The organism is Stenotrophomonas sp. HMSC10F07, from assembly GCF_001807895.1.
In the GTDB taxonomy this organism is placed as follows: Bacteria; Pseudomonadota; Gammaproteobacteria; order Xanthomonadales; family Xanthomonadaceae; genus Stenotrophomonas; species Stenotrophomonas sepilia.
In genome coordinates, this window is sequence record NZ_KV791344.1 from 21,967 (window position 1) to 39,132 (window position 17,166).

Below are 17,166 nucleotides of genomic sequence, written 5' to 3' on the forward strand. Positions count from 1 at the left end.
AACACCCCGCACCGGCCCCCACCCGGTGCGGGCGGATGACCATGTTCCCTGACGCCGTACCCGCCCCCGACCTGCTGCACGCGCAGGCCTGCCTGATCGATGCCCTCGCGATGTCGCTGCAGATGCGCGACGCCTACACCCGCCACCACTGCGACCGCGTTGGCCTGCTCGCGCAGTGTCTGGCCACGCACTGCGATCTTGATGACGAGGCCCGTGCGCAGATCGGCCTGGCCGCGCGCTTCCATGACATCGGCAAGATCGGCATACCCGATGATGTGCTGCTGGCACCCCGCCGGCATACCGATAAGGAGCGCGCGATCATGCGCGAGCATCCGGTACGCGGCGAACACATCTTCCTGGCCACCGGCCGCAGCGACGCCTTGCCGGTGGCGCGGCTGATCCGCGCCCATCACGAGGCCTTCGATGGCAGCGGCTACCCCGATGGGCTGCGCGGCGAATCCATCCCGCTGGGTGCGCGCATCGTCACCATCGCCGATGCCTACGATGCGATGACCAGCGTGCGCCCGTATCGCAATGCGATGGAGCATGAGGCCGCATTGCGGATCATCGACGAGCAGGCCGGCGGGCTGGTGGATCCGTACGTGCTGCAACGCTTCCATCGCATGCTGGAGCGGGAACCGGCGCTGGCCTGAGATCTTCCCGACGGTGAAACGACCCGCCGGTAGAGTCGACTGTTAGTCGACTGCTCTTCGTCCAGATCGCGAAAATCCCGCGCTGCGCGCGATAGTCGACTAACAGTCGACTCTACCAGCCGGCGCTGCGCTGCCGGCCTGGAAGACAAAAGGCCCGGCGTTCGCCGGGCCTTTCGCTCCACGCATCACGGGTGATCGATTACCAGATCACCACGCGCTTGTCGTCGGCGCGCACCATCGCATCACCCGCCTTGCACTGGAATGCAGCAGCGAACGAGGGCATGTTCGACGGCGCACCGTTGGCACGGAAATTGGCCGGCGCGTGCGGATCGGTGTTCAGGCGCACGCGCAGCTCGCCATCGGTGAAGTTGCGACGCCACACGGTGGCCCAGTTCATGAAGAAGCGCTGGTCCTGGCCGTGGCCGTCAACCTCGACGTTCGCCTTCGGGTCTTCCTTCAGCGCCATCTGCAGCGCGTCATAGGCCACGGTCAGGCCGCCCAGGTCGCCGATGTTCTCGCCCAGGGTCAGCTTGCCCTTCACGAACACGCCCGGCACCGACTCGTAGCCGTCGAACTGGGCGACCAGCTGGTCGGTACGCTCGGTGAAGGCCTTGCGGTCGGCGTCCGTCCACCAGTTGTCGAAGTTGCCGTTGGCGGCGAACTGGCTGCCCGAGTCGTCGTAACCGTGCATCATCTCGTGGCCGATGACTGCACCGATGCCGCCGTAGTTCAGCGCCGGATCGGCCTTGGCGTCGAAGAACGGCGCCTGCAGGATCGCCGCCGGGAATACGATCTCGTTCTTGGTGGCGTTGTAGTACGCATTGACGGTCTGCGGGGTCATGCCCCACTCGGTCTTGTCCACCGGCTTGCCGATCTTGTCCAGCATGTAGCGGTAGTTGAACGCGCGCGCCGCCTGCATGTTGCCCAGGTAGCTGTCGCCGTTGGTCTGCAGGCCCGCCCAGTCACGCCACTTGTCCGGGTAACCGATCTTCGGGGTGAAGCTGGCCCACTTTTCCAGCGCCTTCTTCCTGGTTTCTTCGCCCATCCACGGCAGCTGCTCCAGGCGCGCCTTCAGCGCCTGCGACAGGTTTTCCACCAGGTGCTGCATGGCGACCTTCGACTCGGCCGGGAACACGGCGTCGACGTACAGCTGGCCCAGGGCTTCGCCCATGCCGCCGTTGACCGACTCCAGCACGCGCTTCCAGCGCGGCTGCATTTCCTTCTGGCCACGCAGGGTCGTGCCGTAGAAATCGAAGTTGGCCTTCTCGAACTGGCTGCTCAGGTATGGCGCGGCATCGTCGATGGTGTGGAAGCGCAGGTAGGCCTGCCAGGTGCTGGCGGGCACATCGGCCAGCATCTTGTCCATTTCACCGAAGAAGCCCGGCTGCGCCAGCGAGAACTTCTGCGCGGCCGGTACCTTCAGGGTGTCGAACAGCGCGGTCCAGCTGAAGTTCGGGGTCAGCTTGTCCGCGTCGGCGGCACTGAGCGGGTTGTAGCGCTTGGCCGGGTCACGCATTTCGATGCGTGACATCGAGGCCTTGGCCAGGCGGGTTTCGAAGGCCATCACGGCCTTGGCCTGCTCGGCGGCCTGCGCCGCGTCCACGCCGGACAGGGTCAGCACCTGCGCGATGTAGGCCACGTAGGCGTCGCGGATCTTGGCCTGCGCATCATCGAAGTAGTAGCCCTTCTCCGGCAGGCCGAGGCCGCCCTGGCCAACGTAGGCGATGACGTTGGCCGAATCCTTGTAGTCGGCATTGGCGAACAGCGAGAACAGCACGCCCTTGCCCTCGGCCTGGCTGTCGCGCAGGTACTGGGTGATGGCGGCGGTGTCGTTCAGCGCGGTGATCTTGTCCAGCTGCGGCTGCAGCGGCGCCAGGCCGGCGGCTTCGATCTTGGCCTCGTCGTTGCCGGTCTTCCAGATATCACCGATCTTGGCTTCCACCGAACCGGCCTTGGCCTGGCTGGCGGCGGCCTGCTGCACCAGCGCGTGCTGCACTTCCAGCGAGCGCTCGCGCAGGATCTCGAAGCTGCCCCAGGTGGTCTGGTCTCCCGGCACCGGGTTGGCCTTCAGCCACTTGCTGTTGACGAAGCCATTGAGGTCGGTACAGGCCGAAATGGCCGGATCCAGGTCGGCGCTGTTGAGCGAGATCAGCGGCGTCTTGATCTGCGACAGGTCGAAGGCCGGCTTGGCGTCGGCACTGGCCGCCGGCGCGGTTTCGTTCTTGCCACAGGCGGCCAGCGAGGCAGCGATGGCGATGGTCAGGCCCAGCGGGACCAGGTTGCGGACGTTCATGAGGCTCTCCTGCGGGTAATTTCACAGGGTAGCCGGGGGCGCGAGGTTGGGGACCGGCCAAAGGTCACAGAGTCCACGGCGCAGCTCCCGCCGCGCGCCGGTATGCTCTGGCCTCTGCGATCACTGGACCTCATGACCATGGACGAAACTGCGCTGCTGCTGGCCCTCGACACCTGTGAGTTTCTGTTTCTTACTGAGATTGGCGAGCCGGAAGCGAATCGTCTGCGCCTGGTCGTCGAGGAGGGCCGGGTGGTCGGAAAGCCCTCCCGCGTGGAGCTCGGTCATGGACGTTCAATCGATGATGTGCGTGCGATAGAGGTGGTGCCCCACTCGCAGCGGTTTGAACTGATCTGGGACCACTACATCAGCTACGCCGTGCACAACGAGTCCTACCAGAGCTGGGACGACGCCGAAGCCTGGAGCGGCAACCTGTTCCGCCGCTACAGCCGTTCGAAATTCCTTGAATATCTGGGCCGTGCCACCTTCGCTGATACCCGTTACCCGGGCCCATTCACGCATTACCAGGTGATATGCCAGGACCACGTCATCGACATTGCTGCGTTGCAGTCGCCGAAGGTGCGCCTGCCGGGTCCTTCGTAGCTGGCACATGCAGCCCCAATGAAGTGGCTCTACCGGGTTGCGACAGCGTCAGCCGAGCGTGGGCTCGACTCTACAAAAGCGAAGGCCGGCTTGCGCCGGCCTTCTGCTTCTTACTTCGCCTTGCCCTGGTTGGCTACGGCTTCGGCGGCCTTGCGCGCCGCTTCCGGGTCGCCCAGGTAGCGGAACGACTGCACGGTCAGGTCATCGTTCAGTTCGAACAGCAGCGGGATGCCGGTCGGGATGTTCAGCTCGAGGATTTCCTCGCGCGAGACGTTGTTGAGGTACTTGTACAACGCACGCAGCGAGTTGCCGTGGGCGGTGACCAGCACGGTCTTGCCGTCCTTCAGCTGCGGTGCGATGGCGTCGTGCCAGTACGGCAGCACGCGATCCAGGGTGGTGGCCAGCGACTCGGTGCCCGGCAGCGCGTTGCGGTCCAGGCCGGCGTAGCGGCGGTCATGGATCGGGTGGCCCGGATCTTCCAGGTCCATCGGCGGCGGCGGGATGTCGTACGAACGACGCCAGACCTTGACCTGCTCTTCGCCGTGCTTGGCCGCGGTCTCGGCCTTGTCCAGCCCCTGCAGGCCGCCGTAGTGGCGCTCGTTGAGGCGCCAGGACTTGTTCACCGGCAGCCAGTCCTGCTCCAGCTCGGCCAGCGCACCCTGCAGGGTGTGGATGGCGCGCTTGAGCACGGAGGTGTGCGCAACGTCGAACTGCAGGCCTTCCTCGCGCATCAGGCGGCCGGCGGCGGCCGCTTCGCGACGCCCCTGCTCGGTCAGGTCGACATCGACCCAGCCGGTGAAGCGGTTGTCCAGGTTCCACTGGCTCTGGCCATGGCGCAACAGTACGAGTTTACGGGTCACTGCAGGGTCTCCAACGCGAGGAAAGGCAGGCCGCCATTGTAGCCCGGCCGCCGCTCACCGGGCCGTGGCGCCGCCCGTGCGATGCTGTGACCCATGAATACGGTGATCGACCCCGGGCGCTGGGAAGGCAGCGTCACCGCCGCCCGCGCGCAACAGCTGCAACTGGCCGGCCGCGTGGAACGCCAGGACCGCCTGCCACGCAAGGTGCGCTGGCTGGCCGGGCTGGATGTCGGCTTCGAGGACAGCGGTGCCATCACCCGCGCTGCGGCGGTATTGCTGGACGCAAAGACGCTGCAGCCCGTGGCGCAGGAGATCGCGCGCATGCCCACGGCGATGCCCTATATCCCCGGCCTGCTCAGCTTCCGCGAGCTGCCGGCGCTGCTGGCCGCGCTGGCGCTGCTGCCACGCGTGCCGGACCTGGTGTTCGTCGATGGCCACGGCATCAGCCATCCGCGCCGGCTGGGCGTGGCCGCGCATCTGGGCGTGGTCACCGACCTGCCGAGCATCGGCGTGGCGAAATCGAAACTGGTGGGAAGGTTCGTCGAACCGGACGCCGAAGCTGGTGCGCATACACCGCTGCTGGATGGCGACGAGCAACTGGGCTGGGTGCTGCGCAGCAAGGTGCGCTGCAAGCCGCTGTTCGTGGCCGGTGGCCATCGGATCAGTGCCGATACCGCGCTGGGCTGGGTGCTGCGCACCCTGCGCGGCTACCGGTTGCCGGAGCCAACCCGGCTGGCGGATCGGCTGGCCTCGCGGCGGGACGAATAGCTGCGCCGGCCATCTCCCGGCGCGCGCGTCAATCGTCGATCAACGATGCACGTGGCCACGATGGCCCTGCGCGTCCTCGCCGTGGTCGTGGCCCTCATGGCCCTTGTGTCCGCCGCCGTTGGCCGGCGCCGGTTCGCCACAGGCTTCGCCGCAGTGGTCCGCCTCGATCTGCAGCGTCACGTGCTCGATACCGAAGTCATCATGCAGGCGACCGCCCAGCTCGCGGCGCAACGCATCGGCGTCGGTGCCGTCGCGCATCACGATGTGCGCGGTCAGCGCCGGGGTGCTCGAAGCCAGCGCCCACACGTGCAGGTCATGCACATCCAGGACTGCGGCGTGGCCGGACAGGCTGTCGCGCACCCTGGCCACGTCCATGCCCTTGGGCACACCTTCCAGCAGCACGTTGATCGCCTCACGCATCAGCACGTAGGTGCGCGGCAGTACCCACAAACCGATCAGTACCGCCAGGATCGGGTCGATCGGCTTCCATCCGGTCCACTTGATCAACAATGCGCCCGCAATCACTGCCACCGAGCCGAGCATGTCGGCCCATACTTCCAGGTAGGCGCCCTTCACGTTGAGGCTCTCACCACTGCCCGCCTGCAGCAGGCGCATCGAGATCAGGTTGATGACCAGGCCCGCAGCCGCGATCACCAGCATGCCGGAGGAGGCGATCTCCTGCGGCTGGCGGAAGCGGCCGATCGCCTCCCACAGGATGTAGGCGGCGACCACGAACAGCATGGCACCGTTGATCATCGCGCCCAACGCTTCCAGCCGTGCATAGCCGTAGGTGCGGCGCGCATCCGGCGGGCGCCGGCTCAGCCGTACCGCAACCAGCGCGATCATCAGCGCCAGCGCGTCGGTGGCCATGTGCGCGGCGTCGGACAACAGCGCCAGGCTGTTGGTCCAGAACGCGCCCACCACTTCGACGACGAGGAAGGTGGTGGTCAGGCCGAGTGCCCACCACAAGGGCTTCTCGTGGCGGATCTGGGACGGCAGGTGATCGTGGTCGTGGCCCATGGCAACAGCTCCTTTGCGATGCGGTGCAGGCTACGCGGTGCCGGCGGAGGAGACTATTACGATGTTTATAACATTGCAGGTCACACGAGCCCTCGCCGGCCTGCCGTCAGAAGCCGAAGCGCAGGCTGGCCCAGTAGGCGCGGCCCGGTTCGTTGTAGGTCGCCGCGCCGGCATCGCTGCTGTTGGCCTCGCGGAACAGGCGCTTGTCGGCCAGGTTGTTCACGCCGAAGCCGAAGCTGACCGTCTCGGTCACCTTGTAGCGCGCGCTCACGCCCCAGATGTTGTACGCGCCACGATCCTGCAGCGCGATCGATGCATCGCAGCTGCCGGTGCAGCGGGGGTCGTTGTTGATGTTGGTCGTGGCCGGTTCCTGCTTGCCGTAGAAGGTGCCGGTCAGCAGCACGGACAGCCTGTCGGTGGCCTGCCAGTCCAGCATGGTGTTGATCGTGTACTTCGGGATCACCGACAACGGCTGGTGCGTGGTCTTGTTCTCGTTTTCCACCATGTAGGTGAAGTTGTTGCTCCACTTCAGGCGGTTGCCCTGCTCGCCCAGCAGCGGAATGACCAGGTTGCCTTCCAGCCCCTGCACGATCGCCTTCGGCGCGTTCTCCCAGCGGAAGATGCGGCCCTTGGTGTCGGCGGTCAGCCCGATCTGGGTGTAGCCGGCCTGGATCTTGTCCTTGTAATCGTTGTGGAAGTAGGTCAACGACGCCTGCAAGCCGCTCTGCGGTGCCCACTCGATGCCCAGTTCCTTGTTCAGGCTGGTTTCCGCCTTCAGGTCTGCGTTGCCGCGCATGTAGCAACCGGCGCCCAGGCTCGGCAGCGCATTCGGGCAGCCGTTGCCGCGGGTGTAGTAGAGATAGTCCGGATTCGACTGGTACAGGTTCGGCGCCTTGAACGCGCGGGCAATGCCGCCCTTCACCACCCAGTCGCTGCTGATACGGAACTGCGCGTTGAGGCTGGGGCTGGTGTTGTTGCCGAACTGGCTGTGGTGGTCGAAGCGCAGGCCCGGGGTAACGATCCAGCGCTCGCCCAGGTAGATGTTGTCTTCCACGAACACCGCCGTGGTCTGCGCATCGGCCTTGCCGCGCGCACGATCAGCCGACAGCCCCGGGATGCCACCGCCGCTGCTGCTGGACTGGCTCATCGAGTACGGGTCGGTCAGGCGGCTGTCCAGGTGTTCAAAGCCCAGCGTCCAGATGTTCTCGGCACCACCCAGCGTGGTCGGGAAGCTGACTTCACCGTCCAGCTGGTAGTTGCGCAGGCGCGAGGTCGACCAGTCGGTGCCGTTGAAGCTGCCTTCCGGGCCACCGGCCAGGCCTTCGTTGATGCGCGAGTTGTTCACCGCTTCCACCGCGGCCGTCACCCGCGAGGTGACATCGCCCCAGCGACCACGATGGCTGATCGCGCCGGTGTTGCGGTACATGCGGTTGGTCTCCGCCTTGCCGTCGGCCAGCGCCGCCAGATCAACGCCGGTCGAGGTGCCGGTGGTGCTGACCGCACGGTCGCCGGCGTAGATGTTGCCCTGGCGGCTGGTGCCCGCCTCGAACTCGACCACCTGGTTGGCGGTCACGTCCCAGCGCAGCAGCGCGTTGACGTCGCGGTTCTTGACGCCCTCGCGGCCAGCCGGTGGCACTGCGTTCGGCTGGGTGGCGTACTGACGGTTGAGATCGAGTGAATCGGCGTCGGTCTTGTTGAGGTTGCCGTACAGGCGGAACGACAGCGTGTCGGTCATCGGCCCACTCAGCTGCAGGCCGACGCGCTCGCTGCCACCTTCGGCGCTGTGTTCAGGCACCAGCCCGTACAGGTCGACCGCACCGGCAAGGTCGCCGGTCGGGCGCTTGGTGATGATGTTGACCACGCCACCGGAAGCACCGGAGCCATAGCGTGCCGCCGCCGGTCCGCGCAGCACTTCGATGCGCTCGATCATTTCCGCTGGCACCCAGTTGGTGTCACCGCGGGTATTGCGCTCACCGCTGCGGCCCATGCGCACGGCATCACGCGCACCGATGCGCTTGCCGTCGACCAGGATCAGGGTGTTTTCCGGGCCCATGCCGCGCAGGTCGATCTGGCGGTTGTTGCCGTACTGGCCCGAGGCGCTGTTGCCGGTGAGGTTGACGCCCGGCATGGTCCGCAGCAGTTCGGCGATGTCGTTGGCCGGCGGGCGCCGGGCGATGTCCTCGGCGGTGATGGTCGAGGTACCCAACGCCTGGCGGGCAATCTGCGAGGCGGTGACATGCACCGTGTCGATATCGGTGGCGTCGGTTTCAGCCTGGGCGGTCAGGGCGCTGCCCGCCAGCAGGGCGGCAACGGCAAGCGCCAGCGGGCGCGGCGAAAGGACAACGGCAGGAGACATGATCTGGACCTTCTGGCAGGGCAACGGGGCCTCTGGCAAAGGGCTTGAGGCAACGACGAGGGGGAGGCGGAGCGTCGCTGCAGTCGCCTGCGGCCCGATCCGTGCGCGCATTCTCCCATCAATGCGAGTGATTCTCAAATGCGTTCACTCATTGCCGCAGTGGCGCCGATGTGCTTTGCGCACCGTGCAACCCTGCATCGCGCTTAAACTGGCCGGCTTACCCGCCATCAACCGCACGCCACCACGGCCGATACCCGTGGTTTGGCGTGCGCAGTCAGAGATCGACGTGGAACCACCTCAACTGGACGATGCCAGCCAGCCGCTGGCCGAGGCCTGGCAGCACTGCCTGCAGCAGGCCGGGCCGGCCGCCACCGCGCTGCTGCGCGATGCCGCCGCCGATGCCCCGCCGGCGCTGGCCCAACGCTTCTACGAAGTACTGCTGCAGGACGCGCGTGCACGCCGCTTCCTGTCCCATGACCAGGTCAAGCAGCGCCTGCAGCCGGCCATGCAGCGCTGGCTGGTGCAGCTGCTGACCACCGATGCCGACGGTATTGCCGGCACCGTAGCCTCGCAGCGGGTGATCGGCGATGTGCATGCCCGGGTCGGCATTCCGGTCGATCTGGTCACCCGCGGCGCGCGCGTGCTCAAGCACGAACTGTTCGTGCGCCTGCGCGACGACGCGCCCGACAGCGCCACCGCGTTCGCCGCCATCGACTGCCTCAGCGCGATCATGGACATCGCCATGGAAGGCATGACCTTGGCCTACACCCATGCACGTGAGCGCTCCACCCGTGCCGATGCTGCCTACCGGCTGTTCTCGCTGGTGCAGAATGTCGGTACCGAACGCGAGCGCCAGCGTGCACTGCTGCTGGACTGGGAGAACGCCCTGCTCTACGCACTCGCCGGCCACGTGCAGGCCGGCGAAAGCGCCAGCCTGGCGACCTCGGAATTCGGCCTGTGGTTCACCCACAAGGGCATCCCCAGCTTCGGCGAGAGCAGCGAAACCCAGCAGGTCGGCCAGCTGATGGCCCGCATCGACGGCAACCTGCAGCGGGCAAACCATGACACCCCGGCGCAACGACTGGCGGTGCTGCCGGCCATTCGCGAGGACCTGGCCGCCATCCGTACCCTGATGACGCTGTTGTTCGAACGCATCGGTGAACTGGATGCCGGCAGCGATGCCCTGACCAACCTGCTCAACCGCCGCTTCCTGCCTACCGTGCTGCGCAGGGAGATCGAGCTGGCCACGCGCAACCGCACGCCGTTCTCGCTGCTGCTGCTCGACCTGGATCACTTCAAGGCGATCAACGACGGCCACGGCCACGATGCCGGCGACCGCGCGTTGCAGCACGTCGCCGGCCTGCTCGGCCAGCTGACCCGCGGCAGCGACTACCTGTTCCGCTACGGCGGCGAGGAGTTCGTGGTGGTGCTGGTTGCCGCCAGTGAGTCACAGGCCTCGGTGATCGCCGAGAGCCTGCGCCGGCAGATCGCGCAGTCGCCAGTGGCACTGGCCAACGGCCAGGTTCTGTCGCTGACTGCCAGCATCGGCGTGGCCGGCCATGATGGCCACCCGGACTACGAACGGTTGATGGCACGTGCCGACGCGGCGATGTACGAGGCCAAGCGCAGCGGCCGCAACCGCGTGGTGGTGGCCAGCGGGGACCTTGAGGAAGCCCCGGGGCGGCGCGCACTGCAGCGATGACGACAGGACAGGTAGAGTCGACCGCTGGTCGACTATCGCGCGCAGCGCGGGATTTTTCGCACGCGGGGCGAAGAGCAGTCGACTGACAGGCGACTCTACCGACAGTCGACTTTACCGGTCCGCGCGCCAGCCGATGCATTGAACGCCACCACTCGCCACCCCGCCCACCACAGCAGCGCCAGCAACGCGATGCCTGCACCCAGCAGGCACACGGCAGGCCAGCCGTGCCGGGCCTGCATCCAGGGCCCGGCAGCCGCACCGGCACCACTACCCACCGCATAGAAGAGCATGTAAAGCGCCACCAGGCGTCCATGCTGCTCGCCCGGCGCGCGCAGCAGCAGCGCCTGGTTCGAGACATGCAGCGCCTGCCCACCCAGATCGAGCACGATCACGCCCAGCAGCAGCAACGACAGCGACTGCGGCAGGCCCAGCAGCGGCCACCACGCGACCAGCATCAACAGCAGCGCGCCAAGACTGACCCGATCGGCAAAACCGCGGTCCATCCAGTGCCCGACCCGCGACGCCATCAATGCACCTGCCACCCCGGCCAGGCCGAGCGCACCGATGGCCGCAGTGGACCACTGCAGCGGCGGGGCCGACAGCGGCAAGGGAGCCGCCGCCCAGAACACGTTGAGTCCGGCAAACAGCAGCAATGCCAGCGGACCACGCTCGCGCAGCGTTCGATCCCGGCGCAGCATGCCCAGCATCGAGCCCAGCAGGTCGCGCCACTGCGGCGGGACCGACGGCACCGGTACTGCGGGCAAGCGCTGCCACAGCAGCGCCGCCAATGCCGCCATCACCACCGCGGACAGCAGGTAGACCATCTGCCAGCCAAAGGCCGCCGCCACCGTACCCGACACCACGCGCGCCAGCAGCAGGCCGATGAACACTCCGCCCTGCACCACGCCAACCATGCGACCGCGCTGCTCGGGCGGTGCCAGCGTGGCGGTGTAGGCGATCAGGCCCTGGGTCAGCGCCGTGCCCAGCAATCCGGCCAGCAGCATGCCAGACAACAGCCAGCTCGCCGTGCGCGACGCCGCCAGCCACAACAGGGCCAGCACCAGTGCGATCAGCTGCAGCCGCAGCAGGCGTCGCCGGTCACCGCGGTCCGCCAGCGGCAGCAGGCCAAGCAACGCCAGCACGCTGCCGGCCTGGGTGGCAGCCAGCACCGCGCCGGCCACGGCCCGGTCCAGTGCAAAGGCGCGTGCAAGCTGATCCAGCAGCGGTTGCGCGTAGTAAACATTGGCAACGCTGGCGCCGGCGGCAACCGCAAGCAGGACCAGCAGCGGGCGGGGAAGAGATGCGGCACTCATCTTGTAGTTGCAATTTGAAACCAGATGCAGGCTATCGCCATTGGTTTTAAACTGCAACCACATTCGGAGGTATCCAGCATGCACGCCGACAGTCCCTGTCCTGTAGCCCGCAGTGCCGACCTGCTCGGTGACCGCTGGGCATTGCTGGTGATCCGCGACGCGTTCGACGGCATCACCCGCTTCGGTGATTTCCAGCGCAGCCTCGGCGCGGCGCGCAACATCCTCAGCGACCGCCTGCGCAGGCTGGTCGAGGCCGGCATCCTGCAACTGCAACCGGCCTCCGACGGCTCGGCCTACCAGGAATACGTGCTCACCCACGCCGGCCAGGAACTGTTCCCGCTGCTGGTCGCGCTGCGCCAGTGGGGAGAACGCCATCGCTTCAACGCCGGTGAAGCCCATTCGCAGTTGATCGAGTCCAGCACGCGGCGCCCGCTGCCGTACATGCAGCCGCGCGGTCGCGACGGTCAGCCGCTGCAGGCCGCCGCCACCCGTGTGCGCAAGCTCAAGGACGACCGGCGCGACGCCTGATCCGCCCATTCGCGCACACCACGATCCGGCCGCGCCGGTTAGCATCGGATGTTTCCGCCGCCGGACACCGACGATGTCGCGCTTTCGCCCTTCCCTGATGACCGCCCTGCTGCTGCCGTTGCTGGCCTGCAGCGCCGGAACCACGCAGGCGCGCGAGGTGGCCGCGCCCGCCGACCACGTGCAGGCCGATGGCCCCTATGTGTTCCGCCAGGGCGACCGGGTGCAGGCCAAGTGGATCTGTGCCGACAAGGTCGAATCGCGCACGCTTGCCTCCGGGGCAACAGGGACCGATATCGCACCGCGCTGCGGCTACGAACACACCGTGCATGTGGCTGCGCCGAATGCAGCCTCGGTCTCGGTGCTGCCGGCCACACCGCGCATCGTCGCGCTGTCCGACATCCACGGCCAGTATGGGCTGCTGGTGCGCCTGCTGCGTGCCCATCACGTGATCGACGCGCAGGATCGCTGGGCGCTGGGCAAGGACACGCTGGTCATCGCCGGCGACGTGTTCGACCGCGGCCCGCAGGTGACCGAGGCGTTCTGGCTGCTCTACGGCCTGCAGCAGCAGGCGGCCGCCGCCGGTGGCGCCGTGCACTTCGTGCTCGGCAACCACGAAACCATGGTGCTGTATGACGACCTGCGCTACGTCAGCCCGAAGTACCTGCGCAGCGCCCAGCTGCTGGGCCGCAGCTACCCGCAGCTGTATGGCGCCGACTCGGTGATCGGGCAGTGGCTGCGCACCCGACCGGTGCTGCTGAAGATCGGCGATACCCTGTTCCTGCACGGCGGCATCTCGCCCGAGGCGGTGCAGCTGGCGCTGGACCCGGCACGCACCAACGCGGCCTATCAGGCCTCGCTGGGCCTGCCCAGGGCCGAAGTGAAGGCCGACCCGGCCACCGCACCGCTGTATGACGGCAAGACCAGCCCGATCTGGTACCGCGGCTATTTCGATGGCCGCCTCGACACCGCGGGTGTGCAGGCCGTGCTCGACCGCCTGCAGCTCAAGCGCATCGTGGTCGGCCATACCTCGATGCCACACGTCAGCAGCTTCCACGGCGACCGCGTGATCGCCATCGACAGCAGCATCAAGAACGGCGAGAACGGCGAACTGCTGTTCATCGAGGAGGGCAAGCTCAGCCGTGGCCTGCTGGATGGCTCCCGGTTGCCGCTGGCGCGGGGTGAGCCGGGGCTGCAGGACTGAATGGAGGGAAAGCGTGACGGCGCCGGGAGGTGCCGGCGCGCTCCACCTTCACCCGGTTTGCGGCTACCCTTCGGCAGCCGAGAGGCCCACCCCGCCCAGCCGGTGGGCCTGACCGTTACAGGAGCCCCCGCGCATGCGCGTTCTGATTGCTGAAGACGACCCGGACATCGCCTCCGGCCTGTGCGCCTCGCTGCGCCGGCAGGGGCACGTGGTCGACCACGTCGACAACGGTGCGCACGCCGATGCAGCACTGGGCTCGACCCAGTACGCGCTGCTGGTGCTGGACCTGGGGCTGCCGCAACTGGATGGCCGCGACGTGCTGCAACGACTGCGCCAGCGTGGCGATGGCCTGGCGGTGCTGGTGGTGACCGCGCGTGACGGCCTGGCCGAGCGGGTGCGCGTGCTCGACCTCGGTGCCGACGACTACCTGGTCAAGCCGTTCGCACTGGACGAATTCGAAGCCCGCGTGCGTGCACAGCTGCGGCGGGTCACCAGCAACGGCAATCCGGACCTGCGCATCGGCCGCTTGCGCCTGGACCTGGCCGGGCACCGCGTATGGATCGACGACCAATCACTTGAACTGACCGCACGCGAGTTCGGCCTGCTGTCGGCGCTGGCGGTGCGTGCAGAGCGCATCGTGTCACGCGCGCAGCTGGTGGAAGCGCTGTGCGACTGGGGCCAGGACCTGACCGACAACGGCCTGGACATCGCCCTGCACCGCCTGCGCCGCAAGCTGCAGCCGGGCGGCATGGGCATCCGCACCGTGCGCGGGCTGGGCTACATGCTGGAAGACGCGCAGGACGGCAGCGCCCCGTGATCAGCGGCCCCCCCAGCCTGCGACGGCGCCTGCTCGCCTTCCTGGCGTTGCCGATGCTTGGCCTGCTCACCTTCAATACGATCCTGGCCTATTACGTTGCGCTGGACTATTCCAACCGCATCCACGACCGCAACCTGATCGACGACACGCACTCGTTCGCACAGATGCTGAGCACCATGCCGGTGACCAGCGACCTGTCTCCGCAGGCGCGCTTCCTGATCGAGTACGAGCCCGACGGCCATCGCTATTTCAACGTGGACAGCAGCCGCCAGGGGACACTCAGCGGCAATGCGGATTTCAGTGCCTACGCGCCTTCGCAGGAATGCACCGGCGTGGACCCCACCCTGTACGATGGCATTCTCAACGGCCAGCCGGTGCGCATGGCCACCGTCTGCACGCGGGCGATGAACGATCCGCAGGACCAGCTGGCGGTGACGGTGGCCGAAAGCATGGCCGAACGACGCCAGCGCGCGCGCGAAATCCTGATGATCATCATCCCGCTGATGACCATGCTGGCGCTGGGCACCGCCGCGCTGGTCTGGTTCGGCGTGACCCATGGCCTGCGCATCCTGACCCCGCTGAGGACCCGCCTGGCGCAGCGCCGCGGCGAACTGGCACCGATCTCCGATGCCGACGTGCCCGAAGAGATCCAGCCGCTGATCAGCACCATCGACGATCTGTTCGCGCGCCAGGCGGAAATGATCACCCTGCAGAACCGTTTCATCGCCGACGCCGCGCACCAGCTGCGCTCGCCGTTGGCCGGCATGGCCCTGCACGTGGACCAGGCACTGGCGCATGGCGACCCGGACACGGTGCGCGAGGCACTGCAGCACATCCGCCGGCTCAACCAGCGCACCGCGCGGGTCAGCACCCAGCTGCTGGCGCTGAGCCGGGCCCAGACCGTGCCGGAGACGGTGGAGGCACTGGACCTGTGCGAACGGGTGCCGCAGTGGGTCGGTACACGCGTGCCTGAAGCGATCCGCGACGGCATCGATCTGGGTTACCGCGGCAGCCCCCAGCCGCTGCGCGTGCTCGGCAACGGTGCCCAGCTGCAGGAAGCACTGGATAACCTGATCGACAATGCGCTGCGCTATGCCGGCCGCGATGCGACCGTTACCGTCGGCGTGCACGCGCTGGATGACAATGACGTCGAACTGTACGTGGAGGACAACGGGCCCGGCGTACCCGAGGACGTGATGCCGCGGCTGGGTGAGCGCTTCTTCCGCGCCCCCGGCACCACCGCCAGCGGCACCGGCCTGGGCCTGGCCATCGCCCACGAGGCGGTGGAGCACTTCGGCGGGCGCCTGACCTTCCTCAACCGCCCCGGCGGCGGACTCAAGGTCGCCATCACACTGCCGCTGCTGAAGGCCCCCTGACCCGGACCGGGGCGCTGAAAGGCTGGCGAAAATCGCGGTTGCGATCCTGACCCTCCCCACTGCCGTCCCGGAGCCGCCAGGTGACCGACTCGCACGACTTCTTCCTCCCCGGTGGCCCGCAGGGCGTGCTGCTGGTTCACGGCCTGACCGGTACCCCGGCGGAAATGCGCATGCTGGGCAAAGGGCTGAACAACGCCGGCTTCACCGTACACGGCGTGCAGCTGCCCGGCCATTGTGGCACCGTGGATGACCTGCTGGCGACCACCTGGGAACAGTGGTACCAGGGCGTGGAAGATGCGGCGGCAAGCCTGCGCGGCAAGGTCGACCAGCTGTTCGTCGGTGGCCTGTCGATGGGCGCGGTGCTGTCGCTGGCACTTGCTGCTCGACGACCGGACTGGGTGTCCGGCGTCGGCGTGTATGGCGCCACGTTCCGCTACGACGGCTGGAACATACCCGCTGTCGCCCGCCTCTCGTTCCTGCTGCCGTGGTTCAAGCGCTTCAACATCGGCCGCGACCGCATGTTCATGGAAGAACCGCCGTACGGCCTGCGCGACGAGCGCCTGCGTGCGCAGGTCAGCGCCGCCATGCTGTCCGGCGACAGCGCGGCGGCAGGCCTTCCGGGCAATCCCTGGCACGCGCTGGCCGAGATGCGTGCGCTGAGCAACTGGACCCGCCGCCACCTGCACCAGGTCACCGCCCCGTGCCTGGTGATGCACGCCCGCGAAGACGACGTGGCCAGCATGGGCAATGCCGAACTGGTGATGTCGCGGGTCAGTGGCCCGAAGGAACTGGTGGTGCTGGAGGACAGCTACCACATGATCACGATCGACCGCGAACGCCGCGAGGTGATCCGCCGCAGCGCGCGCTTCTTCACCGGGATCGGTGAACGCAGCGGCGTCCTCAAGGCGGTGGCCTGAGATGGGGGCACTTGCCACGCTGCTGTGGCTGGCCAATGTCGTGCTCGATACCGGTGGCCAGCTCGCCTTCAAGGCCGCCGCCAGCGACCCGCAGGAGGGCGAGGGACTGCAGCGCTGGAAGCACATGCTCAGCCGCCCCTGGCTGTGGATCGGCATCGCCTGTTACGTGCTTGAGTTCGTCGCCTGGATCGCCTTCCTGTCACTGGTTCCGCTGTCCAAGGGCGTGCTGCTGGGCTCGATCAACATCGTGGCGCTGATGATCGCCGGCCGCATCCTGTTCCGCGAGAAGCTCACGCCATTGCGGGTGACCGGGATGCTGCTGGTCACAGCCGGCGTGGCGGTGGTGGGGGCCGGCTCATGAGGCGCCTGTATGTGATCGGTTTTCCGCTGCTGATGGCCTTCGACACCCTGGCCCAGCTGTGCTTCAAGTACGCCGGTGAGGCGGCTCTGCCGGTCGAGGCCAACACCGCCTGGCTGCTGCGCGTGCTGTCGCAACCATGGGTGTACGGCGCCATCCTGGGCTACGTGGGTGCGTTCTTCACCTGGATGAGCCTGCTGCGGCATGCGCCGATCGGCCCCGCATTCGCTGCCTCGCACCTGGAAGTGATCAGCGTGCTGCTGCTGTCGGCGTGGCTGTTGAACGAGCCACTGACCCTGCACCACCTGGTAGGTGCGGTCCTGATCGTGGCCGGCATCGTCTGCCTCGGCCGCGCGGAAGCGGACGACCCGCACAGCCCCGCCGAAAGCACCTCGTGAGCGGGC

The 17,166-nt window shown here is 67.4% G+C and carries 16 protein-coding genes; 11 read left to right on the forward strand and 5 right to left on the reverse strand.

Translation table 11 applies throughout. From position 1 onward, the window contains the following. The first annotated feature begins 35 nt into the window (after window positions 1-35). Entirely contained in the window at window positions 36-653 is a 618-nt protein-coding gene (locus tag HMPREF3114_RS04920) for an HD-GYP domain-containing protein (RefSeq protein ID WP_070489242.1), read from the forward strand. 199 nt (window positions 654-852) lie between these two features. Here the strand turns inward: HMPREF3114_RS04920 and HMPREF3114_RS04925 are convergent, their stop codons facing one another. Beyond that, window positions 853-2,946 (reverse strand): M13 family metallopeptidase, encoded by a 2,094-nt coding sequence (locus HMPREF3114_RS04925; RefSeq protein ID WP_070489243.1) that lies wholly within the window; start codon window positions 2,944-2,946, stop codon window positions 853-855. A 138-nt stretch (window positions 2,947-3,084) separates the two neighbouring features. Between HMPREF3114_RS04925 and HMPREF3114_RS04930 the strand changes: the two genes are divergently transcribed. Then, a complete protein-coding gene (locus tag HMPREF3114_RS04930) occupies window positions 3,085-3,546 on the forward strand; it encodes a hypothetical protein (RefSeq protein WP_229766039.1) in 462 nt (153 codons plus the stop codon). 110 nt (window positions 3,547-3,656) lie between these two features. Here HMPREF3114_RS04930 and gpmA read toward each other — a convergent pair whose 3' ends face one another. Continuing rightward, entirely contained in the window at window positions 3,657-4,406 is a 750-nt protein-coding gene (gene gpmA / locus HMPREF3114_RS04935; RefSeq protein ID WP_014036448.1) for a 2,3-diphosphoglycerate-dependent phosphoglycerate mutase, read from the reverse strand. 93 nt (window positions 4,407-4,499) lie between these two features. On the opposite strand from gpmA, the gene nfi reads away from it, so the two are divergent. Beyond that, window positions 4,500-5,174, forward strand: coding sequence for a deoxyribonuclease V (gene nfi / locus HMPREF3114_RS04940; protein ID WP_070489245.1), 675 nt, complete (start codon window positions 4,500-4,502; stop codon window positions 5,172-5,174). A 39-nt stretch (window positions 5,175-5,213) separates the two neighbouring features. Here the strand turns inward: nfi and HMPREF3114_RS04945 are convergent, their stop codons facing one another. Beyond that, window positions 5,214-6,194 (reverse strand): cation diffusion facilitator family transporter, encoded by a 981-nt coding sequence (locus HMPREF3114_RS04945; RefSeq protein ID WP_070489247.1) that lies wholly within the window; start codon window positions 6,192-6,194, stop codon window positions 5,214-5,216. Window positions 6,195-6,300: 106 nt separating this feature from the next. Further along, entirely contained in the window at window positions 6,301-8,550 is a 2,250-nt protein-coding gene (locus tag HMPREF3114_RS04950) for a TonB-dependent siderophore receptor (protein WP_070489302.1), read from the reverse strand. A 286-nt stretch (window positions 8,551-8,836) separates the two neighbouring features. Between HMPREF3114_RS04950 and HMPREF3114_RS04955 the strand changes: the two genes are divergently transcribed. Further along, the gene (locus HMPREF3114_RS04955) at window positions 8,837-10,252 is read left to right on the forward strand and encodes a GGDEF domain-containing protein (protein ID WP_070489304.1); all 1,416 of its coding nucleotides are present in this window, start codon (window positions 8,837-8,839) and stop codon (window positions 10,250-10,252) included. A 95-nt stretch (window positions 10,253-10,347) separates the two neighbouring features. On the opposite strand, the gene HMPREF3114_RS04960 is transcribed toward HMPREF3114_RS04955, so the two are convergent. Continuing rightward, window positions 10,348-11,565, reverse strand: a complete 1,218-nt coding sequence (locus HMPREF3114_RS04960; RefSeq protein ID WP_070489306.1) for an MFS transporter — start codon at window positions 11,563-11,565, stop codon at window positions 10,348-10,350. A gap of 78 nt (window positions 11,566-11,643) precedes the next feature. On the opposite strand from HMPREF3114_RS04960, the gene HMPREF3114_RS04965 reads away from it, so the two are divergent. From HMPREF3114_RS04965 to HMPREF3114_RS04995, 7 genes are all read left to right on the forward strand, one after another. Next, a complete protein-coding gene (locus HMPREF3114_RS04965) occupies window positions 11,644-12,093 on the forward strand; it encodes a winged helix-turn-helix transcriptional regulator (RefSeq protein ID WP_070489248.1) in 450 nt (149 codons plus the stop codon). A gap of 73 nt (window positions 12,094-12,166) precedes the next feature. Beyond that, window positions 12,167-13,294 (forward strand): metallophosphoesterase, encoded by a 1,128-nt coding sequence (locus tag HMPREF3114_RS04970; protein WP_070489250.1) that lies wholly within the window; start codon window positions 12,167-12,169, stop codon window positions 13,292-13,294. Window positions 13,295-13,427: 133 nt separating this feature from the next. Further along, a complete protein-coding gene (locus tag HMPREF3114_RS04975; RefSeq protein WP_005415779.1) occupies window positions 13,428-14,111 on the forward strand; it encodes a response regulator in 684 nt (227 codons plus the stop codon). Then, window positions 14,108-15,487 carry a sensor histidine kinase gene (locus tag HMPREF3114_RS04980; protein ID WP_065186713.1) on the forward strand — a complete coding sequence of 460 codons (1,380 nt, stop codon included), beginning with the start codon at window positions 14,108-14,110 and terminating at the stop codon, window positions 15,485-15,487. The genes HMPREF3114_RS04975 and HMPREF3114_RS04980 overlap by 4 nt, the downstream gene beginning before the upstream one ends. A gap of 80 nt (window positions 15,488-15,567) precedes the next feature. Further along, window positions 15,568-16,404 carry an alpha/beta hydrolase gene (locus tag HMPREF3114_RS04985; protein ID WP_005415777.1) on the forward strand — a complete coding sequence of 279 codons (837 nt, stop codon included), beginning with the start codon at window positions 15,568-15,570 and terminating at the stop codon, window positions 16,402-16,404. 1 nt (window position 16,405) lies between these two features. Then, on the forward strand, window positions 16,406-16,765 hold the full coding sequence (locus HMPREF3114_RS04990; protein WP_021202495.1) for an EamA family transporter: 360 nt from the start codon (window positions 16,406-16,408) through the stop codon (window positions 16,763-16,765). Further along, window positions 16,762-17,160: a DMT family transporter gene (locus HMPREF3114_RS04995; protein ID WP_069139135.1), complete on the forward strand. Its 399-nt coding sequence runs from the start codon at window positions 16,762-16,764 to the stop codon at window positions 17,158-17,160. The genes HMPREF3114_RS04990 and HMPREF3114_RS04995 overlap by 4 nt, the downstream gene beginning before the upstream one ends. Window positions 17,161-17,166 lie beyond the last annotated feature (6 nt).

Coding starts and splice junctions, on each gene's coding strand:
- HMPREF3114_RS04920 (WP_070489242.1), top strand. CDS start 36: ATGACCATGTTCCCTGACGCCGTACCCGCCCCCGACCTGCTGCACGCG.
- HMPREF3114_RS04925 (WP_070489243.1), bottom strand. CDS start 2,946: ATGAACGTCCGCAACCTGGTCCCGCTGGGCCTGACCATCGCCATCGCT.
- HMPREF3114_RS04930 (WP_229766039.1), top strand. CDS start 3,085: ATGGACGAAACTGCGCTGCTGCTGGCCCTCGACACCTGTGAGTTTCTG.
- nfi (WP_070489245.1), top strand. CDS start 4,500: ATGAATACGGTGATCGACCCCGGGCGCTGGGAAGGCAGCGTCACCGCC.
- HMPREF3114_RS04945 (WP_070489247.1), bottom strand. CDS start 6,194: ATGGGCCACGACCACGATCACCTGCCGTCCCAGATCCGCCACGAGAAG.
- HMPREF3114_RS04950 (WP_070489302.1), bottom strand. CDS start 8,550: ATGTCTCCTGCCGTTGTCCTTTCGCCGCGCCCGCTGGCGCTTGCCGTT.
- HMPREF3114_RS04960 (WP_070489306.1), bottom strand. CDS start 11,565: ATGAGTGCCGCATCTCTTCCCCGCCCGCTGCTGGTCCTGCTTGCGGTT.
- HMPREF3114_RS04965 (WP_070489248.1), top strand. CDS start 11,644: ATGCACGCCGACAGTCCCTGTCCTGTAGCCCGCAGTGCCGACCTGCTC.
- HMPREF3114_RS04970 (WP_070489250.1), top strand. CDS start 12,167: ATGTCGCGCTTTCGCCCTTCCCTGATGACCGCCCTGCTGCTGCCGTTG.
- HMPREF3114_RS04975 (WP_005415779.1), top strand. CDS start 13,428: ATGCGCGTTCTGATTGCTGAAGACGACCCGGACATCGCCTCCGGCCTG.
- HMPREF3114_RS04990 (WP_021202495.1), top strand. CDS start 16,406: ATGGGGGCACTTGCCACGCTGCTGTGGCTGGCCAATGTCGTGCTCGAT.
- HMPREF3114_RS04995 (WP_069139135.1), top strand. CDS start 16,762: ATGAGGCGCCTGTATGTGATCGGTTTTCCGCTGCTGATGGCCTTCGAC.